We start from the raw sequence: 24,715 nt of genomic DNA on the forward strand, positions 1-24,715 counted from the left end.
ACCCGTACATCGTCTTCACCGCCAACGCCTTCGCCCTGATGGGTCTGCGTCAGCTCTACTTCCTCATCGGCGGCCTGCTGAAGAAGCTGGTGCACCTCAGCTACGGCCTGTCGATCATCCTCGGCTTCATCGGCGTGAAACTGGTCCTGCACGCGCTGCACGAGTCCGGCGTCCACGTCCCGGAGATCTCCATCCCCTTCTCCCTCGGCTTCATCGTCCTCGTACTGGCCGTCACGATCGTGACGAGTCTGTGGGCCTCGAAGAAGCGGGAGGAGGCCCAGCCGCAGGCTTGACTTCGTGTGCGCTCCAAGCACTGGCGTCGCCCGCGGAACACCGCTGGACGAGGGCGAACGGAGACGGACATGCGGCTCGGTGTGCACATCAATCGGTTCGACCACTCTGCGGGCGGCGCCGGTCTCGGTCCTGAACTGGCGGCGGTCGGCGCCGCGGCCGAGGCGGCGGGCGTCCACCGGCTCACGGTCATGGACCACTACTTCCAGATGGAGTTCAACGGCGGCGCCGAGGATCCCATGCTGGGGGCTGCACCACCCTCGGTTTCCTCGCCGCCCACACCTCCACCGTCCGCCTCGGCGCTCTGGTGACCGGCGTGACGTACCGCCATCCCGGACTGCTTGCCAAGATCGTCACCACGCTCGACGTCCTCTCCGGCGGCCGGGCCACCCTCGGCATCGGGGCGGCCTGGTACGACCGGGAGCACGAGGGGCTCGGGGTGCCGTACCCGGCGACGGCCGAGCGGTTCGAGCGGCTGGAGGAGACGCTGCGGATCTGCCTGCAGATGTGGGACCCGGACGTCAACGGGCCCTTCGAGGGCACGCACTATCGGCTCGCCGAGACCCTCTGTGTCCCGTCGCCCGTCAGCTCACCGCGCCCCGAGATCATGATCGGCGGCGGGGGAGAGCGGAAGACGCTGCGCCTGGTCGCCCTGTACGCGGACGCCTGCAACCTGTTCGCGACCACTCCGGAGGAGGTCGGGCACAAACTCGACGTCCTGCGTGGCCACTGCGACAGCGTGGGGCGCCCGTACGACGACATCACCAGGACGCTGGTCTACATGGGCGACGCGCTGGCCGGGAACGACGTCGACGCCTTCGTCCAGGACATCGAGGGATACGCGAAGTTCGGCATCGAGACGGTGATGCTGGGGCCGCGCACGGGCGAACCCGCCGCGTGGATCGAGCAGTTCGTGGCCCCGGCGGTGCGGCGCGCGGCCGAACTGGACTGAGGGCGCGGAACATGAGGGAGGGTCGGAGCCCGTACGGCTCCGACCCTCCCTCATGCGTACGCCGATCAGGCGGCGGCAGTCGCGGCCTCGCCGTCAATCAGGCTGATGACCTCGGTCAGCTGCGCGGCGACCTCGGCGTCGTCGGCGGGGTGTGTCTCGGCGAAGCGGACCACGGAACCGGGGATGGAGAGCTTGACGCCCTCCAGCACCCTGGCACCGGCGATGCCGACGGCCTTGCGCGCCTCGTCCTGCGCCCAGACGCCGCCGAACTGGCCATAGGCGGTGCCGACCACGGCGACCGGCTTGTCGGTGAGGGCGCCGGCGCCGAACGGGCGGGACAGCCAGTCGATGGCGTTCTTCAGGACGGCCGGAATCGTGCCGTTGTACTCGGGCGAGAAGAGCAGCAGCGCGTCGGCCGAGCCCGCCGCCTCGCGCAGCGCGACGGCGGCGGCCGGGAGGCCGCCCTCGACGTCGATGTCCTCGTTGTAGAACGGGATGTCGGCAAGGCCTTCGAAGACGACGACCTCAGCGCCCTCCGGGGCGTGCTTGACGGCCGCCTCGGCGAGCTGACGGTTGTGGGAACCGGCACGGAGACTGCCGACGAGGGCGAGGATACGGACAGACATGAGGGACTCCACAGGGGGGGCTGAAACGTTGTCGTTACGATCCGGACCGAGGTCCGTTTAAAGTTGTACCAGTGAAACGGACCGCGGTCCAGTTTTCTTCCGAGGCGTTACGCTGCATTCATGTCCGACTCCCTGCCGCCCGTCCGGAAGCCCCAGGAGCGGGCAGGCGAACCCCTTCCGCTGGCCCTCGGTTCCGGCGTCGGCGCCGGTACCGACGAGCCCTGCCTGCGCGCCGACGCCGCGCGCAACCGTGCCCGCCTGCTGAGCGCCGCCGCCCGGCTGGTGGAGCGGCACGGTGCGGCCGGCGTGACCATGGAAGCGGTGGCCGCCGCGGCGGACGTGGGCAAGGGGACCGTGTTCCGGCGTTTCGGGGACCGCAACGGTCTGCTGATGGCCCTGCTCGACCACTCGGAGAAGAAACTCCAGGCCGCTTTCCTGGGCGGACCGCCGCCGCTCGGCCCCGGCGCGCCGCCCGTGGAGCGGCTGCGTGCGTTCGGTGTCGCGGTGCTGCGCCGGGCCGTCGACGAACTGGAACTGCAACTGGCCGCCGAGGGTGAACCGGGCCGCCGCTTCGCATCCGCACCCCGCATGGTGCGGTCCGGTCACGTCGCCATGCTGCTGCGACAGGCGATTCCGGACGCCGACTGCGAACTCCTCGCGAAAACGCTGATGGCATATCTCGATCCGGCCCTCATCCATCACTTGACCGAGCAGTGCGGGATGACGCCGGCACGGTTGGAGGCGGGCTGGGTCGACCTCGTCGACCGGATTGCGGGCGTTACGCCTCCGCGATGACCGCGAGTTTCGGCCAAGTGCGCCGGTTGCGCTCCGGCGCGCGGGAGTGGTCAACCGGTGGTACCCGTACGGGACTTGGCTCCGGCTGTCCGGAAAGCGCGTTCAGTGCGCGGTGGACGGGGTGCGGCCGCGAACCCGTTGCCAGGCGGGCCCCGGAAAACCGGAAATGATCTTTCTGAAGCGTTTCGGTAAAGCGCTTTCCCCCCGTGCTTTCGTCAACCGTCTTTGCTACCGGGTTGATTGCGAAGTTCCCCCGCCCGGAACGATGGCCCGAGCTTCTGCAAAGATGCCGTACGTCATGGTGCAGATACCGAATTCGGCCGCCCCGGCGGTACCCCAGCCGCGCTCCGTGCCCACGAGCGCGGATGTGGCCCGCCTGGCCGGCGTCTCGCGCGCAACCGTCTCCTACGTCCTCAACAACACCAGTGCCGTCCGGATCAGCGAACCCACCCGCCGCCGCGTCCACGAGGCGGCGAAGGAACTCGGGTACGTTCCGCACGCGGCGGCCCGCAGTCTGCGGGCCGGGCACAGCCGCATGGTCCTGATGCCCGCCCCGAGCGTGCCGATCGGCCCGCTCTACAGCAACTTCATCAACGAACTCCAGTGGGCGCTCAGCCGCCTCGACTACACCGTCGTCCAGTACGCCTCCGTCGGCCTGCGCGGCGACGAGGCCGCCCGGGCCTGGGCCGAACTGCGCCCGGCGGCCGTCCTCGTGCCCGTCGGCGGGCTCGGCCCGGAGGGCGTGGCCGTCCTGAAGCGCTCCGGCGCCCGGGCCGTCGTCACGCTCGGTTCCGAGCGCATCGAGGGCGCGCACAGCCTGCTCGTCGACCATACGGGCGTCGGCCGCGCCGCGGGCGCGCACCTGTACGCCCGTGGCCGCCGCCGGATCGGCGTCGTCGTGCCCGAGGAGCACGGTCTGAAGGTCTTCTCCAAGCCCCGTCTCGACGGGGTACGAAGCGTGGTGGAGGGCACCGATGCCTCGGTGACCGTGCTGCCGCTCGCCTACGAGGAGGAGTCCGCGGCCCGCCTCGCCGCCCGTTGGTCCGAACTCGGTCTGGACGGCGTCTTCGCGTTCAACGACGAGTACGCGATGCTCTTGATGCGGGCCCTGCAGGACGAGGGCGTCACCGTTCCCGACGACACGGCGCTGGTCGGCGCCGACGACCTGATCCTCGGCCGGCTGGTGCGGCCCAGACTGAGCACGGTGCACATCGAACTCCCGGCGGGCCGGGACCTCGCGGAACTCGTCGACCGCGCGGTGCGCAACCCCGGCGGGGCCGCCGAGACCCACCACCTCCACGGAGTGGCGCTCGTCCACCGCGACTCCAGCTGAAGCGCCGTCGGTGCGCGGCGACTTCGGCGGCGCGGTTCCCGCACGGCGTGACTAGGATGTTGCACGCTCAACCAGTGGGGATGCCGTCGACCACCGGACGCCGTGTGCTGCTCTGCCGCGCGCCGGATCACCGCATCCCGCCCCGCGGCTGATGAACGGCCGCGAACCACACGGGACCCGCGTTCGCTCCGCGCGTCCCGCCGGTGACTGATCGGAGAGCCGCAATGCCGTTGCTCGACCCCAAGACCTGGCAGTCCCATGCCGCCCGTCCCCTGTCGGGCCCCGAGTACGCCGTCACCGAGCCCGCCACCGGCGACACGCTCGGCACGGTCACGCTCGCGACCGGCGAGGACGTCGGACCGGCCGCCCAGGCCGCCCGTACCGCCCAGGCCGCCTGGGCACGCACCCCGCACTTCGTCCGGGCCGGGGTGCTCCGCAAGGCGGGGGACCTCTTCGCCGCGCACGCCGACGAGCTGCGCGACTGGATAGTCCGCGAGTCGGGCTCGATACCCGGCAAGGCGGACTTCGAACTGCACGTCGCCGCCCAGGAGTGCTACGAGGCCGCCGCCCTCGCCTCCCGCCCCGCCGGGCAGATTCTGCCCTCCGAGGCACCCCGGCTGTCCTACACCCGGCGGGTGCCCGTCGGGGTCGTCGGCGTGATCTCACCGTTCAACGCCCCGCTGATCCTCTCCATCCGCTCCGTGGCGCCGGCCCTCGCGCTCGGCAACGCCGTCGTCCTGAAGCCGGACCCGCGCACGGCGGTCTGCGGCGGGCTCTCCCTGGCCGCGGTCTTCGCCGAGGCGGGCCTGCCCGAGGATCTGCTGCACGTCCTGCCCGGCGGCCCTGATACGGGCCAGGCCCTCGTCGCCGACCCGCTGGTGCCGATCATCTCCTTCACCGGCTCCACGGCGGCGGGCCGGGCCGTCGGCGAGGCGGCCGGCCGCCACCTCAAGCGAGCCCACCTCGAACTCGGCGGCAACTCCGCCCTGATCGTCCTGGAGGACGCCGATCTCGACGCGGTGATCTCCACCGCCGCCTGGGGTTCCTTCTTCCACCAGGGCCAGATCTGTATGACGACCGGCCGCCACCTCGTCCACGCCTCGCTGTACGGGGAGTACGTCGAGCGGCTCGCCGCCAAGGCCGACTCCCTCGCCGTCGGCGACCCGCACCGCAGCCAGGTCCACCTCGGCCCGATCATCGACGGTTCCCAACTCGCCAAGATCCACGGTCTGGTGGAGTCCAGCACGGCGAGCGGCGCCAGGCTCGCGGCGGGCGGCACGCACGAGGACCTCTTCTACCGGCCGACGGTCCTCGCCGACGTCGACGACCGGACCCCGGCCTACGCGGAGGAGGTCTTCGGCCCGGTCGCGCCCGTACGCTCCTTCACCACCCCCGACGAGGCCGCCGCCCTCGCAGCGGCCGGCCCCTACGGGCTCTCCCTCGGGATCGTCACCCGCGACACCTCACGCGGCCTCGACCTCGCCGAACGCATCCCGACCGGGATCGTCCACATCAACGACCAGACGGTCAACGACGAGGCCGTGGCACCCTTCGGCGGTATCGCCGCCTCCGGCACCGGCGCCCGCTTCGGCGGTGAATCCAACCTGGAGGCCTTCACCGACGTGCGCTGGACGACCGTACGGGGAGACGTGGCCCCGTACCCCTTCTAGGAGCCGACCCGCGACAGGCCCGGCGGGACTACTCGCCCTGCTGGGCCTGCTGCGCGGCGACCGACTTGCGGACCTCGTCCATGTCCAGCTTCCGGGCCTGCCCGATGACGTCCGTCAGGGCGGCCTCGGGCAGGGCGCCCGGCTGTGCGAAGACGGCGACCTGATCGCGGACGATCATCAGCGTCGGGATCGACTGGATGGCGAAGGCCTGTGCCAGTTCCGGCTGTGCCTCCGTGTCGATCTTGCCGAACACCAGGTCGGGGTTGGCCTCGGCGGCCTTCTCGTACACCGGCGCGAACTGACGGCACGGCCCGCACCAGGACGCCCAGAAGTCGATCAGCACGAACTCGTTCTCCGTGACCGTCTGGTCGAAGTTCTCCTTGGTGAGCTCCACAGTGCTGCTCATGACCTGATTCCTCTTCCTGCTGTCGGGTCGTAGCCGGTGGGTGTCGGCACAACACGTCCCGGCAGCGGCGTATTCCGCCCCTACCCGTGTGGCTACGGGTCACACCACCTACCAGACTGACCCCATGACGGAAACGGAAACCATCGTGTACGACGTCGTGGTGCTCGGTGCCGGACCCGTGGGGGAGAACGTGGCCGACCGCACCCGCGCGGCCGGACTGTCCACCGCGGTGGTGGAGAGCGAACTGGTCGGCGGCGAGTGCTCCTACTGGGCCTGCATGCCCAGCAAGGCACTGTTGCGCCCGGTCATCGCCCGCGCCGACGCACGCCGAGTACCCGGCCTGCGCCATCTCGTCCAGGGACCCCTGGACGCCGAAGCGGTCCTCGCCCACCGCGACTACGAGACCTCGAACTGGCAGGACGACGGCCAGACCGGCTGGCTGGAGAGCATCGGCGCCGACCTCTACCGGGGCCAGGGGCGCCTGGCCGGCCCGCGCACCGTGACCGTGACGGGCGAGGACGGCTCCACCCGGACGCTGACGGCCCGGCACGCGGTCGCCGTGTGCACGGGCACCCGCGCCCAACTGCCCGACCTGCCGGGCCTCACCGAGGTAAAGCCCTGGACGAGCAGGGAGGCGACCAGCGCCAGGTCGGTGCCCGGCCGGCTGATCGTGGTGGGCGGCGGTGTCGTCGCCGTCGAGATGGCCACGGCCTGGCAGGCACTCGGCTCGCAGGTCACACTGCTCGTGCGCGGCAGGGGACTGCTGCCCCGCATGGAGCCGTTCGCGGGCGAACTGGTCGCCGAGGCGCTGGCGGAGGCGGGCGCGGACGTGCGCACGGGTACCTCGGTCGAGTCGGTGACCAGGGAGAACGGCACCGTCGTGGCGGTCACGGACACCGGCGACCGGATCGAGGCCGACGAGATCCTCTTCGCCACCGGACGCGCTCCGCGCACCGACGACCTCGGGCTCGACACCGTCGGCCTGGAACCGGGCTCCTGGCTGCCGGTCGACGACAGCCTGCGGATCACCGGCAGCGAGTGGCTGTACGCGGTCGGCGATGTCAACCACCGTGCCCTCCTCACCCACCAGGGCAAGTACCAGGCCCGGATCGCGGGCGCCGCCATCACCGCCCGCGCGGCCGGCGTACCGCTCCTGGAGACCGACCCCTGGGGCGCCCACGCGGCCACCGCCGACCACGCCGCCGTCCCGCAGGTCGTCTTCACCGACCCGGAGGCGGCGGCCGTCGGCCTCTCCCTCGCCGAGGCGGAGCAGACGGACCGCCGGGTGCGCGCGGTCGACGTCGAGTTCTCCTCCGTGGCGGGGGCCGGACTGTATGCCGACGGCTACCGCGGACGCGCCCGCATGGTCGTCGACCTGGACCGCGAGACCCTGCTCGGCGTGACCTTCGTCGGCCCCGGCGTCGGCGAACTGATCCACTCGGCGACCGTCGCCGTCGCCGGAGAGGTGCCGCTGGGTCGGCTGTGGCACGCGGTGCCGTCGTATCCGACGGTCGGCGAGGTCTGGCTGCGCCTGCTGGAGGCGTTCCGGGACGGGAAGTAGGGGCCGGCCCAGGCGGCGGCCGGAGGGGGAGGCGGTCAGAGGGGGAAGCCCAGCTCCGTGGCCGCCTTCGCCGGGGTCGGCTGGGCCCACCGCTCCACCATGGCCGCGCTGGAGGACAGTGAGCGCAGTTCGGCGCGGTCGAGATAGAGCGTGCCGTCCAGGTGGTCGGTCTCGTGCTGGACGATCCGGGCCGGCCACCCCGTGAACACCTCGTCCACCTGACGCCCGTACTCGTCCTGGCCCGTGAGCCGGACCGCCGCGGGCCGGGACACCACCGCCTGCCAGCCCGGCACGCTGAGGCAGCCCTCGAAGAACGAGGCCCGCTCGGTGCCGACCGCCTCGTACGACGGGTTCACCAGTACCCGGAACGGGAGAGGCACCCGTCCGCGCACCACCCGCACCTCCTCCGGCACCGGCGCGGGGTCCTCGATGACCGCGATCCGCAGCCCCACCCCGACCTGAGGGGCCGCCAGGCCGACGCCAGGGGCGGCGCGCATGGTCACGCGCAGCGACTCGACGAAGCGGGCCAGCAGTCGCGGGCCGAGCTGCCCGTCGAAGGGCGCGGTGGCGCGGCGCAGCACCGGGTCACCTGCGGCGACGATCGGCAACGGCCCGCCGACGGAGAGGAGTCGTTCGACCCGGTCGGCAAGAATGCTCGGGTCATGGGGAGTTGCCATGGCGTCAGAATGCCACGCGCTTCCGGCAACCGGCGCCCACTGATGTGACGTACGCCACTTGGGGAGCCGGGAACTCGGCGGCCCGGCGGCCCGACTACTGAACCGCCCCCCACAGTCGTACCCGTTCACTGCCGTACCCGTTCACCGCCGTGCCCCCCCGTAGCCGTCTTCCCCGCTCACCCTCACCAGCCCACCGGAGAAGCCCGCCGATGTCCATCGCTCCCACGACCACGACGGACGAATCCCCGGATTCACCGGACTCGTCGAAACCCTCCGCCCCGGCGAAACCGTCCGCAGCCGCCACGCTCCGCCCGCTCGTCCTGCGGCTGCACTTCTACGCGGGCGTGCTCGTGGCCCCGTTCCTGCTGGTCGCCGCACTGACCGGCTGCCTGTACGCGGCTTCGTTCCAGGCCGAGAAGGTCCTTTACGCCGACGAGATGACCGTCTCCGCCGGAGACACCAAGCTGCCGATCTCCGAGCAGGTGGCCGCCGCCCGCAAGGCCCATCCGCAAGGCACCGTCACGGCCGTACGCCCCTCGCCCGAGGACGACGCCACGACGAGGGTCCTGCTGTCCGGTGTCCCTGGTGTCGGCGACGCTCACACGCTCGCCGTGTTCGTCGACCCGTACACCGCGAAGGTGGAGGGCGCGCTCGAACAGTACGGGTCGACGGGCGCGCTGCCGCTGCGCACCTGGATCAGCGAGTTCCACCGCAATCTGCACCTCGGCGACAGCGGCCGTCTCTACAGCGAACTCGCCGCGAGCTGGCTGTGGGTGATCGCGGGCGGCGGCCTGGTGCTGTGGTTCGCCCGCCGCCGTACGCAGCGCAGGGTACGCGGCACCAGCGGACGGCGGCGCACCCTCGGGCTGCACGGCACCGTCGGTGTCTGGGCCTCGGCCGGCTTCCTCTTCCTGTCCGCCACCGGTCTGACCTGGTCGACGTACGCGGGCGCCAACATCGACGTCCTGCGCACGTCTCTCGGCCAGTCCACCCCGTCCGTCTCGGTGGCGGGGGGCGGCGAGCACACGGGCCATGACGCGGCGGCCGGTGCCGGGAGCACCACCGAGCACGGCGTCGGCCTCGACGAGGTGCTGGCGACGGCCCGCGCCGAGGGCCTGGGGGACCCGGTCGAGATCGTCCCGCCCGCCGACGAGTCCTCCGCATACGTGGTGAAGCAGATCCAGCGCAGCTGGCCCACCAAGCAGGACGCGGTCGCCGTCGACCCCTCGACCGGCGAGGTCCTCGACGTCCTCCGGTTCGCGGACTACCCGGTGCTCGCGAAGCTGACCCGCTGGGGCATCGACGCGCACACCGGTGTGCTGTTCGGGATCGTCAACCAGATCGCGCTGTTGGCCCTCGGGCTCTGTCTGGTCCTGCTCATCCTGTGGGGCTACCGCATGTGGTGGCTGCGAGGCAGGGCCTCCGCCTTCGGCCGCCCGATTCCGCGCGGCGCCTGGCAGCAGGTGCCCCCGCTGCTCCTCGTACCGCTGATGGCGTGCGTGGCCGTCGTGGGTTACTTCGTGCCGCTGCTCGGCATTCCGCTGGCCGCCTTCATCGCCGTGGACGTGATCCTGGGGGAGATCGACCACCGAAGGGGCAAGCGGACGTACGGGGAGCGGGCCGGCGCGAAGTAGACGGCACCGCGAATCGGCCCGGCTCCCCTCCTGCGGGGAGCCGGGCCGTCCTGTCCCTCTTACGGAGATCCCGTCGTACGGAGATCTACTCGAAGTCACCCGCGAGGGCCGAGGCGAGCTTCATGTGCGGTGCGGCCTCCTCGTGGCGGCCCTGGCGCTGGAGCGTGCGCCCGAGCAGCAGCCGGGCGTACTGCTCGACCGGGTCGCGCTCGACGAGTACACGCAACTCGGCTTCCGCGCGCAGCAGTTGGGCCGAGTGGTAGTAGGCGCGGGCCAGCAGCAGCCGGGGTGCGGTCTGCTCCGGCACCTCCTTCACCAGCCCGTCGAGAACACGCGCCGCGCCGGCGTAGTCCCTGGCTTCGAAGAACAGCCCCGCCCGCTCCCAGCGCTCCGCTGCCGTTCCGTGGTCGTAGTACGTGTACGTCGTGGTCTCCACTCGTGCCTCCTTCGGGGGAGGTAACCGGCCCGAGCGGTCATTCATTCCGCCGCAGGTCCGGCCATGGCGGCCAGCTCCGTGTTCGCCCGCTCGTTGATCAGCGACAGCACCCGGCCGGCGACGGCCAGATCCCCGGCCGGGATACCGGCGTAGATCCGTGCGGAGATCGGGGCGGTCTCGGCGCTCGTGGTGCGGTACAGCTCGCGTCCCGTGTCCGTGATACTGAGAAGGGTGGATTCGGTGGTCAGCATCCCGCCCTCGACGAGTTCCTCGACCACCGCGTGCACGTCGGCCTCGTCGATCTTCAGGGCGTCGACAACCTGCCCGACCAACTGCTCGCGGTCGACGGGCCCTTCGGCGACGGCGACGAGCCGGAGCGTCACCGACTGCTGAAAGGTGGCGCCGTGACGGGCCAGCACGTTTTCGAGCAGAGCCCGTCCGGCGTAGTGGGCGAGGGCTATGACGCGGGGGTTGAGTGTCGGTGTGGCGGGTGTGGTCATGGCTGTTCCTTCTCGGGGTCGGCGTGGAGAGGCGTGTCGAGCAGAAGTGCCAGGTCGCGGGTGAACTCGCGGGTGCGCTCGCTGTCCAGGCCCCCGAGAGGCTCCAGCAACTGCTGAAGCAGCCCCTGTACGACCCTGATCGCACGCAGGGCGACCTCGCTTCCCTTTTCGGTGAGGGCCAGTTGCACCGCGCGTGGGTCCTGCGGGTCCCGGGTGCGTTCGAGCAGGCCGGCGGTCTCCAGGGCGCGGGCGAGCTTCGACACGTAGAGCGGTTCGAGGCCGGTGTGGTCGGCGAGCCGGCGCTGACTGGGGCGCAGACCGTCGCGCCGCATGCCGTGCAGCGACGCGACCAGCGCGTACTGCGCGTGGGTCAGCCCCAGGGGGGCGACCGCCCGGTCGACGGCCACGCGCCACTTCGTCGACAGACGCCAGACCAGGTAGCCGGGGGTCGCGCCCTCGGATGTCGGACTCATGGTCGATAAAGTACATGGCTACTATGTCCATGGCTACTAAAATTCCCTCTGGACCCCGCACCGGGCCGCGAACATCGGCGTGGTTTGCCGAACTGTCCGCAGCCGTCAGGGAGTTGCCGGGGAGCTGGGAATGCGCGCCCACATGGCACCTCCGTGCACGGGGGTGCGGGTGTCATGGTTCCGGTGCGGCGGCGGTCCGAGGGGACCGCTGCGCTGAAGGTGTCGTTTTCGTATTTTCGGCCACGTCGCCGCTGTGCGCATCGTCTCGCGGGCCGGCCCGCCGGCGCGGCCGTGGCGTCAAGCGGCCTGTGCGACAGGTGAGTTGTCGAAGGCGATTCGACGGCCGTCGTGAGGGGAGTTGCTGCGCGAACCGTTGACGCGCGAGGGGTTCGATTCTAACGTTCCCGTTCGAAGTCGTGACCAGCGTTCACAATACCGAACGCACTCACTCCGTCCGAGCGTGCTGAACGTTCCGAGCATGCCGAAGGACATCCGAACAGGGCCGTACCCCCCCACGTAGGAGGATCCGCGTGAGCCGCACCTCCCGCAAAGCCGCCGCCCGCCCAACCACCCGCAGAACCGCTCTCCTCGCCGTCCCCGCGGCGATCCTGCTCGCACTGGTCCCGAGCTCGGCGTCCGCGTATCCGAACCCGGGCGCCGTCACTGGCTCGATCGTGGTCCACGACCCGACGATGATCCGCACATCGTCGGGCCAGTACCTGCTGTACGCCACCGGCGGCGGCCTCGGCAGCCGCACCTCCACCGACCGCACCGCCTTCAGTGGCGGCGCGGACGCGTTCTCCGCCAGGCCGGGCTGGTGGCGTGCCTACTCCTCCGCGCCGGAGGCCTGGGCACCCGACATCTCGTACCACGGCGGCAAGTACCTGATGTACTACTCCGTCTCCTCCTTCGGCTCGCAGAACTCGGCCATCGGGCTGGCGACGTCGACGACCGGCCGGCCGGGCAGCTGGTCCGACCTGGGCATCGTCCACACGTCGAGTTCGTCGAACGACTACAACGCCATCGACCCGAACCTCTTCGTGAACGACGACGGCAAGTGGTGGCTGTCCTTCGGCAGTTGGTGGACCGGGATCAAGATGATCCAGATCGACCCGTCGACCGGGAAGCAGCTCTCGTCCAACACCGCCCGGTACGCGCTCGCCTCCCGCCCCACCGGTACCAAGGCCGTCGAGGCCCCGTACATCGTCAAACGGAACGGCTACTACTACCTGTTCGCCTCGTACGACACCTGCTGCGCAGGCACCGGCTCCACGTACAAGGTCAAGGTCGGCCGGGCCACCGGCATCACCGGCCCGTACCACGACAGGAACGGCGTCGCCATGATGAACAACGGCGGTACGCCCGTGCTGGAGTCGCACGGCCGGTACATCGGCCCCGGCGGACAGTCGATCATGAAGGACGGGGACGGAGACCTGATCGTCTACCACTACTACGACGGCCAGGCCAACGGCACTCCGAAGCTCGGCATCAACCTTCTGAACTGGAGCAGCGGATGGCCCGTCGCCTACTGACCCTGCTGGCGGCCCTCCTGCTCGCCCTGTCCCTGGGCCAGTCCCCGGCGAGCGCCGCCTCCTTCGCCAACCCGGTCAAGGCCCAGAAGGGCGCCGACCCCTGGATCTCGTACCACAACGGCAACTACCACCTGGTGACGACGAGTTGGACCGACGCCATCACCATCCGCAAGTCGCCGACACTCGCCGGTCTCTCGACCGCGCCGAGCGTCCAGGTGTGGACGGGGGACGCCGCCTCGCGCTGCTGCAACATCTGGGCGCCGGAGCTGCACTTCCTGAACGGCCGCTGGTACCTGTACTACGTCGCGGGGCAGAACGTCTCCGACTACATCCCCACCCAGCGCACCCACGTCCTGGAGAGCGCCGGCTCGGACCTGATGGGCCCGTACACCTACAAGAACCAGCTGGGCAGTACCTGGATGCTCGACCCGAGCGTGGCGACGATCAACGGGAGCCTGTATCTGTTCGGCAGCGCGAGCGGCGGCACGCAGAACCTCGTCGCCGCGCGGATGTCCAACCCGTACACGGTCAGCGGCTCCTTCTCGACGATCTCCACGCCCACGCTCGACTGGGAGCGCTCGGGCGGCACGGTCAACGAGGGCCCGGAGATACTCCAGCGGGGCGGTCGTACCTTCCTGGTCTACTCGGCGAGCGGCTGCTGGACGCCCGACTACAAACTCGGCCAGCTGGAGTTGACCGGCTCCGACCCCCTGGCCGCCTTCTCCTGGACAAAGAAGTCCACGCCCGTCTTCCAGCGCAACGACGCGAACGGGGTCTACGGGCCGGGGCACCACGGTTTCTTCAACTCGCCCGACGGCACCGAGAGCTGGATCGTCTATCACGCCAACGACAGCGCGAGCGAAGGCTGTGACAACGGCCGGACGGCGCGGGCGCAGAAGTACACCTGGAACTCGGACGGTACGCCGAACCTCGGTACGCCCGTGCGGCTCGGCGCCTCGCTCGCCGGGCCCTCGGGCGAGCCGTCGTCCGCCTCGACGACGTACACGGTCGTCAATCGCGGCAGCGGCAAGTGCCTTGATGTGGCGGGGAGTTCCACCTCAGACGGCGCCGATGTGCAGCAGTGGACGTGCAGCGGGGGCAACAACCAGCGCTGGCGCCTCGAAGACCTGGGCGACGACACCCACCGCCTGGTCAACGTCGCCGGCGGCAAGGTGCTGGACACGGAGAACTGCTCCTCGGCCGACGGCGCGAACCTGCGCCAGTGGTCCTGGCTCAACAACACCTGCCAGCGGTTCCGGTTCCTCGCCACGAGCGGCGGCTATGTACGGATCGTCAATCAGGCCACCGGCAAGGTCGCCGACGTCGCCGACTGCTCCTCGGCCGACGGCGCCGACGTACGCCAGTGGTCGTGGCTGAACAACAACTGCCAGCAGTGGCAGCTCAGGCCGGCCTGAGCGCGCCCCTTCACGGCGGAGCCGGCCCACGCCTCGTCGCGGGAAAGCGAGGCCTGGGCCGGCCCGGAGGACCTGGACGCAAGGTGCGCCGCTCCCGGCCCCAGCCCGGGTCCGCCGCCACTGCCAGGTCCGGCGATCCAGCCGGACCAGAGGACGGTGCGGCCCTCGCCCCGCAGGTCGTGCGCTTCGTCACCGAGCCGGGCCGAACCGTTGAGCACCATCGGGCGCGGGTGCCGTCCGGCGAGGCCCGACCGCTGCCGTGCGTCGGCGGGGGACCGGGCCGAGAGCCGGGCGGACCCGCTGTGACTTCCCCCACCTGCTCTTGCCGGAGGGAGGAACGCTTACCTACGTTCGGTCGCATGTCCTCCCATGGCCGCTCCCTTCCCGGCGAACCGGACGAACCCGCTGAGGCGAGCAGGCCCGCGGCGGACCGACCCGGCGCCCTCCCCCTGGCCGACCTGGACGTCGACCTGAGCGCACACGAAATGCTCCGGCGTGCTCATGTCCTGGACGCTCTCGGCCCCGACTGGGACCCCGTCGCCGTACTGCGCGGCGAGGAAGCGGCGTATGAGCTGCTCTATTCCGGCCTCAGCGCGGAACAGCAGCGCGTGTACGACGAGCTGGTCTCGGCCGGTGTGCTGCCGCGGAGAGGGGACGGCCATGCTGCCGCTTGACCCGCAGGCCGACATCGGTCGCCGCGCCTGGGTGGCCTGCCCGAACTGTGACGACCGTCGCGGATGCGGCACCTGCGAGCAGGGGCGCACCTGCTCCGAGCACTGGCGCTACCTGCTCTCCAACGTCGGCAGCCTGCTCCATCTGCAGTGCCGGTCGTGCACCCACATCTGGACACACGAGACCCGTTTCGGTGCCACCCGCTCCCCGTGGGAGCGCATTACCAGCGGCCTGCGACGACAGTGATCGTCCACCACGGCTGACTCGGCGGGCCGGGTCGCCGGTGCCGCCGCGGGCGACGGCCGGTGAGGCCGGACGGCGGATCGGCGCCCGCTTTCGGATGACCTCACCGTCTGTCGCCGGGAACGGCAGGCCGCCTTGGCCGAGGATCGCGGTCGGCGGCCATCCCTGCCTGCCGTCCGTCCGCCCGGAGGCAGCCGTGCACATCCTGATCCTGGCCAGCGCGTTCAACAGCCTCACTCAGCGCGCTCACGCCGAACTGCGCGACCGCGGCCACACCGTGGCGGTCGAACTCGCCCTGCCTGGCAGCCCGTTGCCGGAAACCGTGCGGCGGCACGCACCGCAGCTCATCGTGGCGCCGATGCTGAGGACGGCGATTCCCGAGGAGGTGTGGGCGGCGTACACCTGTCTCGTCGTCCATCCTGGGCCGGTGGGCGACCGAGGACCGTCCTCCCTGGACTGGGCGATCCACGAGGAAGCCGACCAGTGGGGTGTCACCGTCCTGCAGGCCGACGGGGAGATGGACGCCGGTGACGTGTGGGCCTCCGTACCGTGCCGGATTCCTCAGGTGCCCAAGAGCGAGCTGTACCGGGGCGAGATCGCCGACGCCGCGATCGAGGCCGTCATTCTCGCGGTGGAGCGCTTCGCCGGAGGCGCCTACGTACCGCGCGAACAGGACATGGCACGCACGGCAGACGGTCGGCCGCGCGCGCGGCCGTACCTCGACCAGAGTGTCCGGCGGATCGACTGGGCCGAGGACTCCACCCGGGACGTCCTGCGCAGGCTGAGAGCGGCGGACTCGCAGCCCGGCGTGCTGGACCAGCTGTTCGGCGGTGAGTGGTACCTGCACGGCGGTCACCCCGAGAGCGTGCTGCGCGGCCGCCCGGGCGAGTTGCTGGCCACCCGGGCCGGGGCGGTCTGCCGTGCCACCAAGGACGGTGCCGTATGGATCCCCGAGCTGCGGCCCCGCCGTGGGCCCGGGCAGCCGCCCACATTCAAACTGCCTGCCGTGCGGGCTCTGGGCGACCGGCTCCCGCCACTGCCCGAGCATGCCCTGCCCCGGTTGCCCGAGGTGCGGCACCGGACCTGGACGGACATCCGCTACCGGGAGAACGGGAACGTGGGCTTCCTCTCGTTCTCCTTCCCCGGCGGCGCCATGAGCACCGAGCAGTGCCGACGTCTGCTGGACGCCTACCGCGAGGCGTGCACACGGCCCACGTCGGTGCTGGTGCTGGGCGGCGAACGCGACTTCTTCTCCAACGGGATCCACCTCAACGTCATCGAGGCCGCCGCCGACCCCGCCGCCGAGTCCTGGGCGAACATCAACGCCATCGACGACCTGGTCGAGGCGGTCCTCACGACAACGGACCGGCTCGTGGTCTCGGCCGTCGCCGGCAACGCCGCCGCGGGCGGGGTGATGCTCGCCCTGGCGGCCGACGAGGTGTGGTGCCGCTCGGGCGCCGTGCTGAACCCCCACTACCGGCTGATGGGCCTGTACGGCTCGGAGTACTGGACCCACACCCTGCCGCGCAGGGTGGGAGCCGCGACCGCCGAACGGCTCATGCGTGAGGCTCTGCCCGTGAGCCCGGCGAGCGCGCTGCGCCTCGGGCTCGTCGACCGGGTGGTCGACTGCGGTCCTGACGCGTTCGCACAGGAGGTCGGCGACCTGGCGGCTCGGCTGGCGTCACTGCCGGCGACGGCGTCACGGATCGCCGCGAAGAAGACGGAGCTGGACCGGCTGGAGAGCGCGACCCCGCTGGCCGGCTTCCGTGAACGGGAGCTGGCCCGGATGCGCCGGACCTTCGACGACCCGGGCGCCCCGTATCACGCTCTGCGTCGTTCCTTCGTCCGCAAGGAGCGGCCACGGGGCACTCCGCCGCACCTGGCTCCTGCCCCGGTTGCGCAAACCGGTCACATCGGCTCTGCCGCCGGCGTCACTGGAACGGCCCTCGATGGTGTCTCATCACGGCCGAACGGCTGATACGAAGAAGGACGACGGCTGAATAAAGGCTTTCATCCCTAACCTCCCCAGGAGGCGGTCCCATGACTGAGGCGACGCCGGGCACGGTCGATGCCGCGGACACAGGCGGCGCGCCCGCCGACGAGACACCCACGATCCACATTCTCTGGATCAACGCGGGGCTGAGCTGCGACGGCGACTCGGTCGCGTTGACGGCGGCCATGCAGCCCAGCATCGAGGAGATCGTGCTCGGTGTGCTGCCGGGTCTTCCGAAGATCGCCGTCCACTGGCCGCTCATCGATTTCGAGTGCGGTCCGATCGGCGGCTCGGACACGTTCATCGAGTGGTTCTTCAAGGGGGAGCGGGGCGAGATCGACCCGTTCGTGCTGGTCGTCGAGGGCTCCATCCCCAACGAGGCGATCAAGCCCGAGGGCTACTGGTGCGGCTTCGGCGACAATCCGGAGACCGGCCAGCCGATCACCACCAGCGAGTGGATCGACCGGCTCGCCCCGAAGGCACTGGCGGTCGTCGCCATCGGCACCTGCGCCACCTACGGCGGCATCCACGCCATGGCGGGCAACCCGACCGGCGCGATGGGCGTTCCGGACTACCTCGGCTGGGACTGGAAGTCCCATGCCGGCATCCCGATCGTGTGCGTCCCCGGCTGTCCGATCCAGCCCGACAACTTCTCCGAGACGCTCACCTATCTGCTCTACCAGGCGGCCGGCTCCGCCCCGATGATCCCGCTGGACGACAAACTGCGCCCGACCTGGCTGTTCGGGGCCACCGTGCACGAGGGCTGCGACCGCGCGGGCTACTACGAACAGGGCCAGTTCGCCCTGTCGTACGACTCGCCGACGTGCCTGGTCAAGCTGGGCTGCTGGGGCCCGGTCGTCAAGTGCAACGTGCCCAAGCGCGGCTGGATGAACGGGATCGGTGGCTGCCCCAACGTCGGCGGCATCTGCATCGCCTGCACCATGCCCGGATTCCCCGACAAGTTCATGCCGTTCATGGACGAACCCCCCGGGGCCAAGTTGTCGAGCGGCGCCAGCGGAGCGTACGGCGCCGTGGTCCGCAAGCTGCGGTCGGTCACCGCCAGGACGGTGGACAAGGAGCCCAAGTGGCGCCGTACCGGAGACAGGATCACCACCGGATACCGACCCCCGTGGTGAGCGTCCGCCGCACGTAGTCCGCTCCCCGCTTCGTGCACCCCCACACGAACCCCCCGCGCAACGAAGGGCACGGCACACAGATGGCACCGAAGACGAAGGCGGCCGGCGACGGCAGCGGCCTGGTGGAGATGGCCTGGGACCCGATCACCCGGATCGTGGGCAGCCTGGGCATCCACACGAAGATCGACTTCAAGCAGAAGCGGGTCGCGGAGTGCTACAGCACCTCGTCGGTCTTCCGCGGCTACAGCGTCTTCATGCGCGGCAAGGACCCCCGGGACGCCCACTTCATCACCAGCCGCATCTGCGGGATCTGCGGGGACAACCACGCCACCTGCTCGGTGTACGCGCAGAACATGGCGTACGGCGTGAAGCCCCCGCACCTCGCCGAGTGGATCATCAACCTCGGTGAGTCCGCAGAGTACATGTTCGACCACAACATCTTCCAGGAGAACCTGGTCGGGGTCGACTACTGCGAGAAGATGGTCAGGGAGACCAACCCCGGCGTCCTCGAACTCGCCGAGCGCACCGAGGCTCCGCACGCGGCCGAGCACGGCTACCGCACCATCGCGGACATCATGCGTTCGCTGAACCCCCTCGAAGGGGAGTTCTACCGCGAGGCCCTCCAGGTCAGCCGCTACACGCGCGAGATGTTCTGCCTGATGGAGGGCCGCCATGTGCACCCCTCCACGCTCTACCCGGGCGGCGTCGGCACCATCGCCTCCGTACAGCTCTTCACGGACTACCTCAGCCGCCTGATGCGCTACGTGGAGTTCATGAAACGTGTCGTGCCCCTGCACGACGACCTGTTCGACTTCTTCTACGAGGCACTCCCCGGGTACGAGGAAGTCGGCCGCCGGCGTGTCCTGCTCGGCTGCTGGGGCGCGCTCAACGACCCCGAGTACTGCGACTTCACCTACGCCAACATGACGGACTGGGGCCGGCGGATGTTCGTCACTCCCGGTGTCGTCGTCGACGGCAAGCTCGTCACCAACGACCTCACCGAGATCAACCTCGGCATCCGTATCCTGCTGGGCAGCTCCTACTACGAGGACTGGCAGGGCCAGGAACAGTTCGTCACCCACGACCCGCTCGGCAACCCGGTGGACCCGCGCCACCCGTGGAACCAGCACACCATCCCGGCCCCGCAGAAGCGGAACTTCGACGACAAGTACAGCTGGGTCATGTCCCCCCGCTGGTTCGACGGCAAGGACCACCTCGCCCTCGACACCGGCGGCGGCCCCATCGCCCGCCTCTGGTCGACCGCCCTGTCCGGTCTCGTCGACATCGGGTACGTCAAGGCCACCGGCCACAGCGTGGTCATCAACCTCCCCCGCACCATGACCAAGCCGGAGACCACTTTCGAGTGGAAGATCCCGAAGTGGTCCAACGCGCTGGAGCGCAACCGCGCCCGCACCTACTTCCAGGCGTACGCCGCCGCCGTCGCCCTGCACTGCGCGGAGAAGGGCCTGGCGGAGGTCCGCGCCGGACGCACTCAGACCTGGGAGAGGTTCGAGGTCCCGGACGAGGGCATCGGCGTCGGATTCACCGAGGCGGTCCGCGGTGTCCTCTCCCACCACATGGTGATCCGCGACGGCAAGATCGCCAACTACCACCCGTACCCGCCGACCCCCTGGAACGCCAGCACCAGGGACACCTTCGGCACACCGGGCCCGTACGAGGACGCCGTGCAGAACACGCCCATCTTCGAGGAGAACACCCCGGAGAACTTCAAGGGCATCGACATCATGCGCGCCGTCCGCAGCTTCGACCCCTGTCTGCCCTGCGGCGTCCACATGTACGTCGGCGGCGGCAAGACGGTGAAGTCGATGCACGTGCCCACCGGCCTGAGCGGACTGGGCGGATGAGCGCGGCGACGGCGGCGACGCCGGTGAACGCGGAGCAGACCGGCCGCCGAGTCGAGGAGGTGCTGGAGCGTCTGGCCGCGAGCGGCGACCCGGCCGCCGCCGCGGCCGCGGAGGAACTCGTCCGGTCCCTCATGGACTTCTACGGTGCCGGCCTGGCCCGCATCCTCCAGCTGCTGTCCTCCGCTCCCGGCGACCCGCCGGCGGGACTGCTCGGTGACGAACTGGTCGCGAGCCTGCTCGTCCTGCACGACCTGCACCCCGAGGACCGCGACACCCGCATCGCCCGGGCCCTCGGCAGCGTCCGGGAACACGCCCTGGACGTCGTGGGCTTCGACGAGGAGAGCGGCACCCTGGCGCTGCGGGCCCGGGAGGCGGCCGGCGGCTGCGGTTGTGGCTCCGGTTCCGGCGCGGGTGCCCGGGAGGCCGCCGAGGCGGCGCTCGCCTGCTTCGCGCCGGAGGTCAGGGCCGTCGACGTACAGACGGCACCGGCGGGGCCCACGCTCCTCCAGATCGGCACGGCACCGACGGGGGCCCGATGACCGCGTCCCCGGCGACGCGCCCGCCCGGCCTGCGGAGGTTCCTCACCGAGCGACCTCCGCAGCCCGAGCGGTGCGAGCTGTGCGCCGTGACGGTGGAGGCGGGCCACCGTCACCTCGTCGACACCGAGAAACGCGCCCTCGTCTGCGCCTGCGCCCCATGCGCGCTGCTGATGGAACAGCCGGGCGCCACCGCGGGCCGCTTCCGCACGGTCCCGGCCCGCTACCTCACCGACCCAGGACATCGCCTCGACGAGAGTGCGTGGGACGCGTTGCAGATCCCGGTCGGCGTCGCCTTCCTCTTCAGTAACGCCGCGCTCGACCGGCTGGTCGCCCTGTACCCGAGTCCGGCCGGGGCCACCGAGAGCGAACTCGAACCCGCCACGTGGACGGCGGTCCTCGGCGGCAGCCGCCTCGCCGAACTCCTTGAACCCGACGTGGAGGCGCTGCTGCTGCGCCGCACAGACGGCCGCTGCGAGTGCCACCTCGTACCGATCGACATCTGCTACGAACTCGTCGGCCGCATGCGCCTGTTGTGGCAGGGCTTCGACGGTGGGGCGGAAGCCCGCGCCGCTCTGGACGCGTTCTTCGCGGACGTCTCGCGACGCGCCCAGCCCGTGGACGAGGCGGTGCGGCCGTGACAGAGTTCTCCTTCGCCTGCGCCGGCGTCCGCGCCGACCGGTACGCCGCCGGACCGACACTCGTCTTCCGGCTGCGTGTCACCGCGGCCGGCAACGCGCGCGTGCACGCCCTCGCGCTGCGCTGCCAGATCCGTATCGAACCCGCCCGCCGGGCCTACGACTCCGCCGAGGCCGACGGACTGGGGGACCTGTTCGGCGAGCGCTCCCGCTGGGGCAGCACGCTCCAGCCGGTGCAGTTCGCCCAGGTCTCGCTGATGGTGCCGAGCTTCACCGGGGAGACCGAGACCGACCTCGTCGTGCCCTGCACCTACGACATGGACATCGCCGCCACCCGCTACCTCACCGCCCTCACCGACGGCGAGGTGCCGCTGCTGATGCTGTTCTCCGGCACGGCGTTCACCGGAGACGGCGGGTTCCAGGTCGAGCCGGTGCCCTGGGACCGGGAGGCGGCCTTCCGGATGCCGGTCGCCACCTGGCGGGAGATGGTCGAGCAGCACTTCCCCGGGTGCGGCTGGCTCCGGCTGCCCAGCGACACCATGGACGCCCTCCTCGCCTACCGTTCCCGGCACGCGCTGCCCTCCTGGGAGGCGACCCTCAAGGCCCTGCTCGACGACAGCGGCGCCGCGGACCCACCCCGGCGCGACCCGCTGCGCGCGCTCACCGGCACCACCGGAAGGACGGATCCGTGACCGTGACCGCGTTCGCCTCCGAGACGGAGAAGCGGTTCGCCCTCGCCCGGCAGGTGGCCGACGCCGTCCTCTTCGAGGGCTATGTGCTCTACCCGTACCGCGCCTCGGCGGCCAAGAACCGGCTGCGCTGGCAGTTCGGGGTGCTCGTGCCGCCCGGCTGGGGCGCCGAGTGCGAGGAGCACGACTTCCAGCACACCGAGTGTCTGATGGAACCGAGGGCGGGCGCGACCCTCTCGGTCGAGGTGCGCTTCCTGCACGCCCGACGGCGCACGGTGCAGCGGGCCCGCCCGGACGGCGGCTTCGACACGGTCACCGAACTCCGCCTCGACGACCGGGTGCTGGTCCCGTGGGACGAGGGCGGCGAGGAGCGGGTCGAGGTGGTCGCGTCGGTGGACGAGCTCCTCGGCGACGGCGTCACGCATCCCTTCCGACGCCCCGCCCGCGAGGACACCGAGCCGGTCCTGGACGCGGCCGGCCGAACCGTGGGCCGACTGGTCCGGCGATGCGAGGAGATCAACGGTACGGTCCGGCTGGCCGCCCGCGAACTCGACGGCCCCTACCGGGCGTTGCGGCTGACCGCCGTCATCGAGAACACCAGTGACTGGACACCCTCCGAGGGTCGCGGCGCCGACCGGGAAGCGGCGTTGCCGCGCTCTCTGGTGGCCACCCACCTCCTCATGGCGCTCAGCGCCGGATCGTTCCTGTCGATGACCGATCCCCCCGAGTGGGCGAAGGGCGCGGTCGCCGCCTGCCGCAACCTGCACACCTGGCCCGTCCTCGCCGGCGAACCGGGCAGCGCCGACCTCGTGCTGTCCTCGCCGATCATCCTGGAGGACCATCCGGCCATCGCGCCGGAGAGCCCCGGCGCGCTCTACGACGCCACGGAGATCGACGAGATCCTCGCGCTGCGCACCGCGGCCCTCACCGACGAGGAGAAACGCGAGGCCCGGGGCACCGACGAGCGGGCGGCCGCCGTGATCGAACTGGCGGACTCGATGCCGGCCGAGGTCCTGGAGCGCCTGCACGGGGCGGTACGGAGCCTGCGCGAGGTCACCGGCCCGGACCCCACCGCCTCGCCCGGCGGCTTCCCCGACGAGTACGGGGTACGGCAGCCGGACACCCCCTGGTGGGACCCGGCGAGCGACGAGGGCTTCGACCCGGAGCGCGACCGGGTGGTCGTGGACGGCCGGCCGGTGGGCAAGGGCACCCGTGTCGAGCTGCGCCCGGGCCTGCGGCGCACCGACGCGCAGGACATCTTCCTGCGGGGCCGCACCGCGAAGGTCGAGGCGGTGCTGCACGACGTCGACGGCGGGGTACACCTGGCGGTCACGGTCGAGGGCGACCCGGGCGCCGACATCCGCCGCGAGCAGGGACGGTTCCTGTACTTCCAGCCCGACGAGGTCACACCGCTGGAGGACGACGTATGACCCCCTCCCCGCAGTCAGGGCCCACAACCCTCGTCGCCGGCATCGGCAACATCTTCCTCGGCGACGACGGCTTCGGCGTCGAGACCGCGCGCCGGCTCGCCGAGCGCGACCTGCCCGGACACATCGAGGTCGTGGACATCGGGGTGCGCGGGGTGCACCTCGCCTACCAGCTCCTGGACGGCTACGACACCCTCGTCCTCGTGGACGCCACGTCTCGCGGTGAGGCCCCCGGCACGCTGTACGTCATCGAACACGATGTCGGCGGCGCGATCCCATCGCCGGGCACCCCCGCGCTGGACGGCCACCGGATGACCCCCGACGCCGTCCTGGCGCTGTTGGGCACCCTGTGCGCCGGGACCGGCGGCGAGCCACCACGCCGAGTCCTGGTCGTCGGATGCGAACCGGCGACGGTGGACGAGGGCATCGGTCTCAGTGCGCCGGTGTCCGACGCCGTACCGGCGGCCGTCCGGATGATCGAAGAGCTGCTGCGGAACGGCGAACCGTCCGTGGCGAAGGCCCCAACCGCTGAGGCTTCGACATGAGGAGAGACGGGATGAAGAAGATCGTCATCGGTGGAGCGGCGCTGGCCGCCCTGGCCGCCACGGCCGCCGTCTTCGCCGAGGTGTTCCCCGACATCAGGCGTTACCTGCGGATCCGACGGATGTGAGCCGTAGGCGCCACCCCGGTGCGCCGTGCGGTTGCGTCGAACGGCGTACCTGCCGCCCGGTGACGGCGTGCCGGGCCGCGCGACCCGGGTGCTCGCACCTCTAATGAAGGCCGACCTGAGGCCCCCGCGGAAGGACGGAGACCCATGCACGAGATGTCCGTCGCGCTGGCCGTCGTCGACCAGGTGGCCGAGGCCGCCACGCGGGCCGGTGACGTCACGGCGGTGCGGTCGGTACGGCTCCAGGTCGGCGAACTGGCCGGTGTCGTACCCGATTCGCTCGCCTTCTGCTTCGAACTGGCCTGCGCCGGAACCCTGCTGGAAGGCGCCGAACTGGTCACCGAAGAGGTGCCGGGGCGGGCCCGCTGCACGCCCTGCGCACACGAATGGGCCGTCGGCATGCCACCCCGGCTGACCTGCCCCGAGTGCGGCGGGACAGGTACAGACCTGCTCGCGGGCCGGGAACTGCAGATCGTCGACGTGTACTGGGAGGACAGCGGCCCCACGCACGCGCCCACCCGTGAACCGATCTCCGAGGAGCGCTGAAC

26 protein-coding genes and 1 pseudogene are annotated in these 24,715 nt (G+C 70.9%); 21 read left to right on the forward strand and 6 right to left on the reverse strand.

Translation table 11 applies throughout. The annotated features are described in order from the left end of the window. Together RB628_RS27170 and RB628_RS27175 are read left to right on the forward strand one after the other, a co-directional pair. A partial coding sequence (locus RB628_RS27170) for a TerC family protein (RefSeq protein WP_412180731.1) occupies window positions 1–293 on the forward strand: 293 nt, incomplete at its 5' end. A 69-nt stretch (window positions 294–362) separates the two neighbouring features. Beyond that, a pseudogene (locus tag RB628_RS27175) lies at window positions 363–1,243 on the forward strand (LLM class F420-dependent oxidoreductase). A gap of 65 nt (window positions 1,244–1,308) precedes the next feature. On the opposite strand, the gene RB628_RS27180 reads toward RB628_RS27175, so the two are convergent. Next, a complete protein-coding gene (locus tag RB628_RS27180) occupies window positions 1,309–1,869 on the reverse strand; it encodes an NAD(P)H-dependent oxidoreductase (protein ID WP_318323150.1) in 561 nt (186 codons plus the stop codon). 120 nt (window positions 1,870–1,989) lie between these two features. Between RB628_RS27180 and RB628_RS27185 the strand changes: the two genes are divergently transcribed. From RB628_RS27185 to RB628_RS27195, 3 genes are all read left to right on the forward strand, one after another. Further along, window positions 1,990–2,664, forward strand: a complete 675-nt coding sequence (locus RB628_RS27185; RefSeq protein WP_318323151.1) for a helix-turn-helix domain-containing protein — start codon at window positions 1,990–1,992, stop codon at window positions 2,662–2,664. 298 nt (window positions 2,665–2,962) lie between these two features. After that, complete coding sequence (locus tag RB628_RS27190; RefSeq protein ID WP_412180732.1) at window positions 2,963–3,997, forward strand: LacI family DNA-binding transcriptional regulator; 1,035 nt, start codon at window positions 2,963–2,965, stop codon at window positions 3,995–3,997. Window positions 3,998–4,221: 224 nt separating this feature from the next. Then, the gene (locus tag RB628_RS27195) at window positions 4,222–5,667 is read left to right on the forward strand and encodes an aldehyde dehydrogenase family protein (protein WP_318323153.1); all 1,446 of its coding nucleotides are present in this window, start codon (window positions 4,222–4,224) and stop codon (window positions 5,665–5,667) included. Between the two features lie 28 nt (window positions 5,668–5,695). Here RB628_RS27195 and trxA read toward each other — a convergent pair whose 3' ends face one another. Further along, on the reverse strand, window positions 5,696–6,073 hold the full coding sequence (gene trxA / locus RB628_RS27200; RefSeq protein ID WP_318323154.1) for a thioredoxin: 378 nt from the start codon (window positions 6,071–6,073) through the stop codon (window positions 5,696–5,698). A 124-nt stretch (window positions 6,074–6,197) separates the two neighbouring features. Here trxA and RB628_RS27205 point away from each other — a divergent pair, with 124 nt between their 5' ends. Beyond that, entirely contained in the window at window positions 6,198–7,634 is a 1,437-nt protein-coding gene (locus RB628_RS27205; protein ID WP_318323155.1) for an NAD(P)/FAD-dependent oxidoreductase, read from the forward strand. A 35-nt stretch (window positions 7,635–7,669) separates the two neighbouring features. On the opposite strand, the gene RB628_RS27210 is transcribed toward RB628_RS27205, so the two are convergent. Further along, on the reverse strand, window positions 7,670–8,311 hold the full coding sequence (locus RB628_RS27210) for a peptide deformylase (protein ID WP_318323156.1): 642 nt from the start codon (window positions 8,309–8,311) through the stop codon (window positions 7,670–7,672). Window positions 8,312–8,520: 209 nt separating this feature from the next. Here RB628_RS27210 and RB628_RS27215 point away from each other — a divergent pair, with 209 nt between their 5' ends. After that, entirely contained in the window at window positions 8,521–9,945 is a 1,425-nt protein-coding gene (locus RB628_RS27215; RefSeq protein ID WP_318323157.1) for a PepSY domain-containing protein, read from the forward strand. A gap of 85 nt (window positions 9,946–10,030) precedes the next feature. Here RB628_RS27215 and RB628_RS27220 read toward each other — a convergent pair whose 3' ends face one another. From RB628_RS27220 to RB628_RS27230, 3 genes are read right to left on the reverse strand one after another with little or no spacing between them, the layout of a single operon-like run. Further along, on the reverse strand, window positions 10,031–10,381 hold the full coding sequence (locus RB628_RS27220) for a tetratricopeptide repeat protein (protein ID WP_318323158.1): 351 nt from the start codon (window positions 10,379–10,381) through the stop codon (window positions 10,031–10,033). Window positions 10,382–10,422: 41 nt separating this feature from the next. Further along, the gene (locus RB628_RS27225) at window positions 10,423–10,881 is read right to left on the reverse strand and encodes a MarR family winged helix-turn-helix transcriptional regulator (protein WP_318323159.1); all 459 of its coding nucleotides are present in this window, start codon (window positions 10,879–10,881) and stop codon (window positions 10,423–10,425) included. Next, window positions 10,878–11,354 carry a MarR family winged helix-turn-helix transcriptional regulator gene (locus RB628_RS27230; protein ID WP_318323160.1) on the reverse strand — a complete coding sequence of 159 codons (477 nt, stop codon included), beginning with the start codon at window positions 11,352–11,354 and terminating at the stop codon, window positions 10,878–10,880. The genes RB628_RS27225 and RB628_RS27230 overlap by 4 nt, the downstream gene beginning before the upstream one ends. Window positions 11,355–11,884: 530 nt before the next feature. On the opposite strand from RB628_RS27230, the gene RB628_RS27235 reads away from it, so the two are divergent. The 14 genes from RB628_RS27235 to RB628_RS27295 all read left to right on the forward strand — a co-directional run bounded on the left by RB628_RS27235 (window position 11,885) and on the right by RB628_RS27295 (window position 24,713). Continuing rightward, window positions 11,885–12,886 (forward strand): arabinan endo-1,5-alpha-L-arabinosidase, encoded by a 1,002-nt coding sequence (locus RB628_RS27235; protein ID WP_318323161.1) that lies wholly within the window; start codon window positions 11,885–11,887, stop codon window positions 12,884–12,886. After that, window positions 12,868–14,301, forward strand: coding sequence for a family 43 glycosylhydrolase (locus tag RB628_RS27240; RefSeq protein WP_318323162.1), 1,434 nt, complete (start codon window positions 12,868–12,870; stop codon window positions 14,299–14,301). The genes RB628_RS27235 and RB628_RS27240 overlap by 19 nt, the downstream gene beginning before the upstream one ends. A gap of 359 nt (window positions 14,302–14,660) precedes the next feature. Continuing rightward, window positions 14,661–14,975 carry a DUF6400 family protein gene (locus RB628_RS27245; RefSeq protein WP_318323163.1) on the forward strand — a complete coding sequence of 105 codons (315 nt, stop codon included), beginning with the start codon at window positions 14,661–14,663 and terminating at the stop codon, window positions 14,973–14,975. After that, entirely contained in the window at window positions 14,962–15,219 is a 258-nt protein-coding gene (locus RB628_RS27250; RefSeq protein WP_318323164.1) for a hypothetical protein, read from the forward strand. Before RB628_RS27245 ends, RB628_RS27250 begins: the two co-directional genes overlap by 14 nt. A 193-nt stretch (window positions 15,220–15,412) precedes the next feature. Continuing rightward, window positions 15,413–17,194, forward strand: a complete 1,782-nt coding sequence (locus RB628_RS27255) for a hydrogenase maturation protein (protein ID WP_318323165.1) — start codon at window positions 15,413–15,415, stop codon at window positions 17,192–17,194. 62 nt (window positions 17,195–17,256) lie between these two features. After that, window positions 17,257–18,345 (forward strand): hydrogenase expression protein HypE, encoded by a 1,089-nt coding sequence (locus RB628_RS27260; protein ID WP_318323166.1) that lies wholly within the window; start codon window positions 17,257–17,259, stop codon window positions 18,343–18,345. Between the two features lie 80 nt (window positions 18,346–18,425). Then, window positions 18,426–20,210 carry a nickel-dependent hydrogenase large subunit gene (locus tag RB628_RS27265; RefSeq protein ID WP_318323167.1) on the forward strand — a complete coding sequence of 595 codons (1,785 nt, stop codon included), beginning with the start codon at window positions 18,426–18,428 and terminating at the stop codon, window positions 20,208–20,210. Continuing rightward, window positions 20,207–20,749 (forward strand): hypothetical protein, encoded by a 543-nt coding sequence (locus tag RB628_RS27270; protein WP_318323168.1) that lies wholly within the window; start codon window positions 20,207–20,209, stop codon window positions 20,747–20,749. Before RB628_RS27265 ends, RB628_RS27270 begins: the two co-directional genes overlap by 4 nt. Then, window positions 20,746–21,387, forward strand: a complete 642-nt coding sequence (locus RB628_RS27275; RefSeq protein WP_318323169.1) for a DUF5947 family protein — start codon at window positions 20,746–20,748, stop codon at window positions 21,385–21,387. The genes RB628_RS27270 and RB628_RS27275 overlap by 4 nt, the downstream gene beginning before the upstream one ends. Next, window positions 21,384–22,076, forward strand: a complete 693-nt coding sequence (locus RB628_RS27280; protein ID WP_318323170.1) for a DUF6084 family protein — start codon at window positions 21,384–21,386, stop codon at window positions 22,074–22,076. Before RB628_RS27275 ends, RB628_RS27280 begins: the two co-directional genes overlap by 4 nt. Then, window positions 22,073–23,503: a hypothetical protein gene (locus RB628_RS27285; protein WP_318323171.1), complete on the forward strand. Its 1,431-nt coding sequence runs from the start codon at window positions 22,073–22,075 to the stop codon at window positions 23,501–23,503. Before RB628_RS27280 ends, RB628_RS27285 begins: the two co-directional genes overlap by 4 nt. Further along, entirely contained in the window at window positions 23,500–24,045 is a 546-nt protein-coding gene (locus tag RB628_RS27290; RefSeq protein ID WP_318323172.1) for a hydrogenase maturation protease, read from the forward strand. Before RB628_RS27285 ends, RB628_RS27290 begins: the two co-directional genes overlap by 4 nt. A gap of 11 nt (window positions 24,046–24,056) precedes the next feature. Then, window positions 24,057–24,170, forward strand: coding sequence for a DUF6893 family small protein (locus tag RB628_RS42705; protein ID WP_412180733.1), 114 nt, complete (start codon window positions 24,057–24,059; stop codon window positions 24,168–24,170). A 144-nt stretch (window positions 24,171–24,314) separates the two neighbouring features. Beyond that, entirely contained in the window at window positions 24,315–24,713 is a 399-nt protein-coding gene (locus RB628_RS27295; RefSeq protein WP_318323173.1) for a hydrogenase maturation nickel metallochaperone HypA, read from the forward strand. The last annotated feature ends 2 nt before the right edge of the window (window positions 24,714–24,715 follow it).

This window comes from Streptomyces sp. ADMS, from assembly GCF_033441795.1.
Classification (GTDB): domain Bacteria; phylum Actinomycetota; class Actinomycetes; order Streptomycetales; family Streptomycetaceae; genus Streptomyces.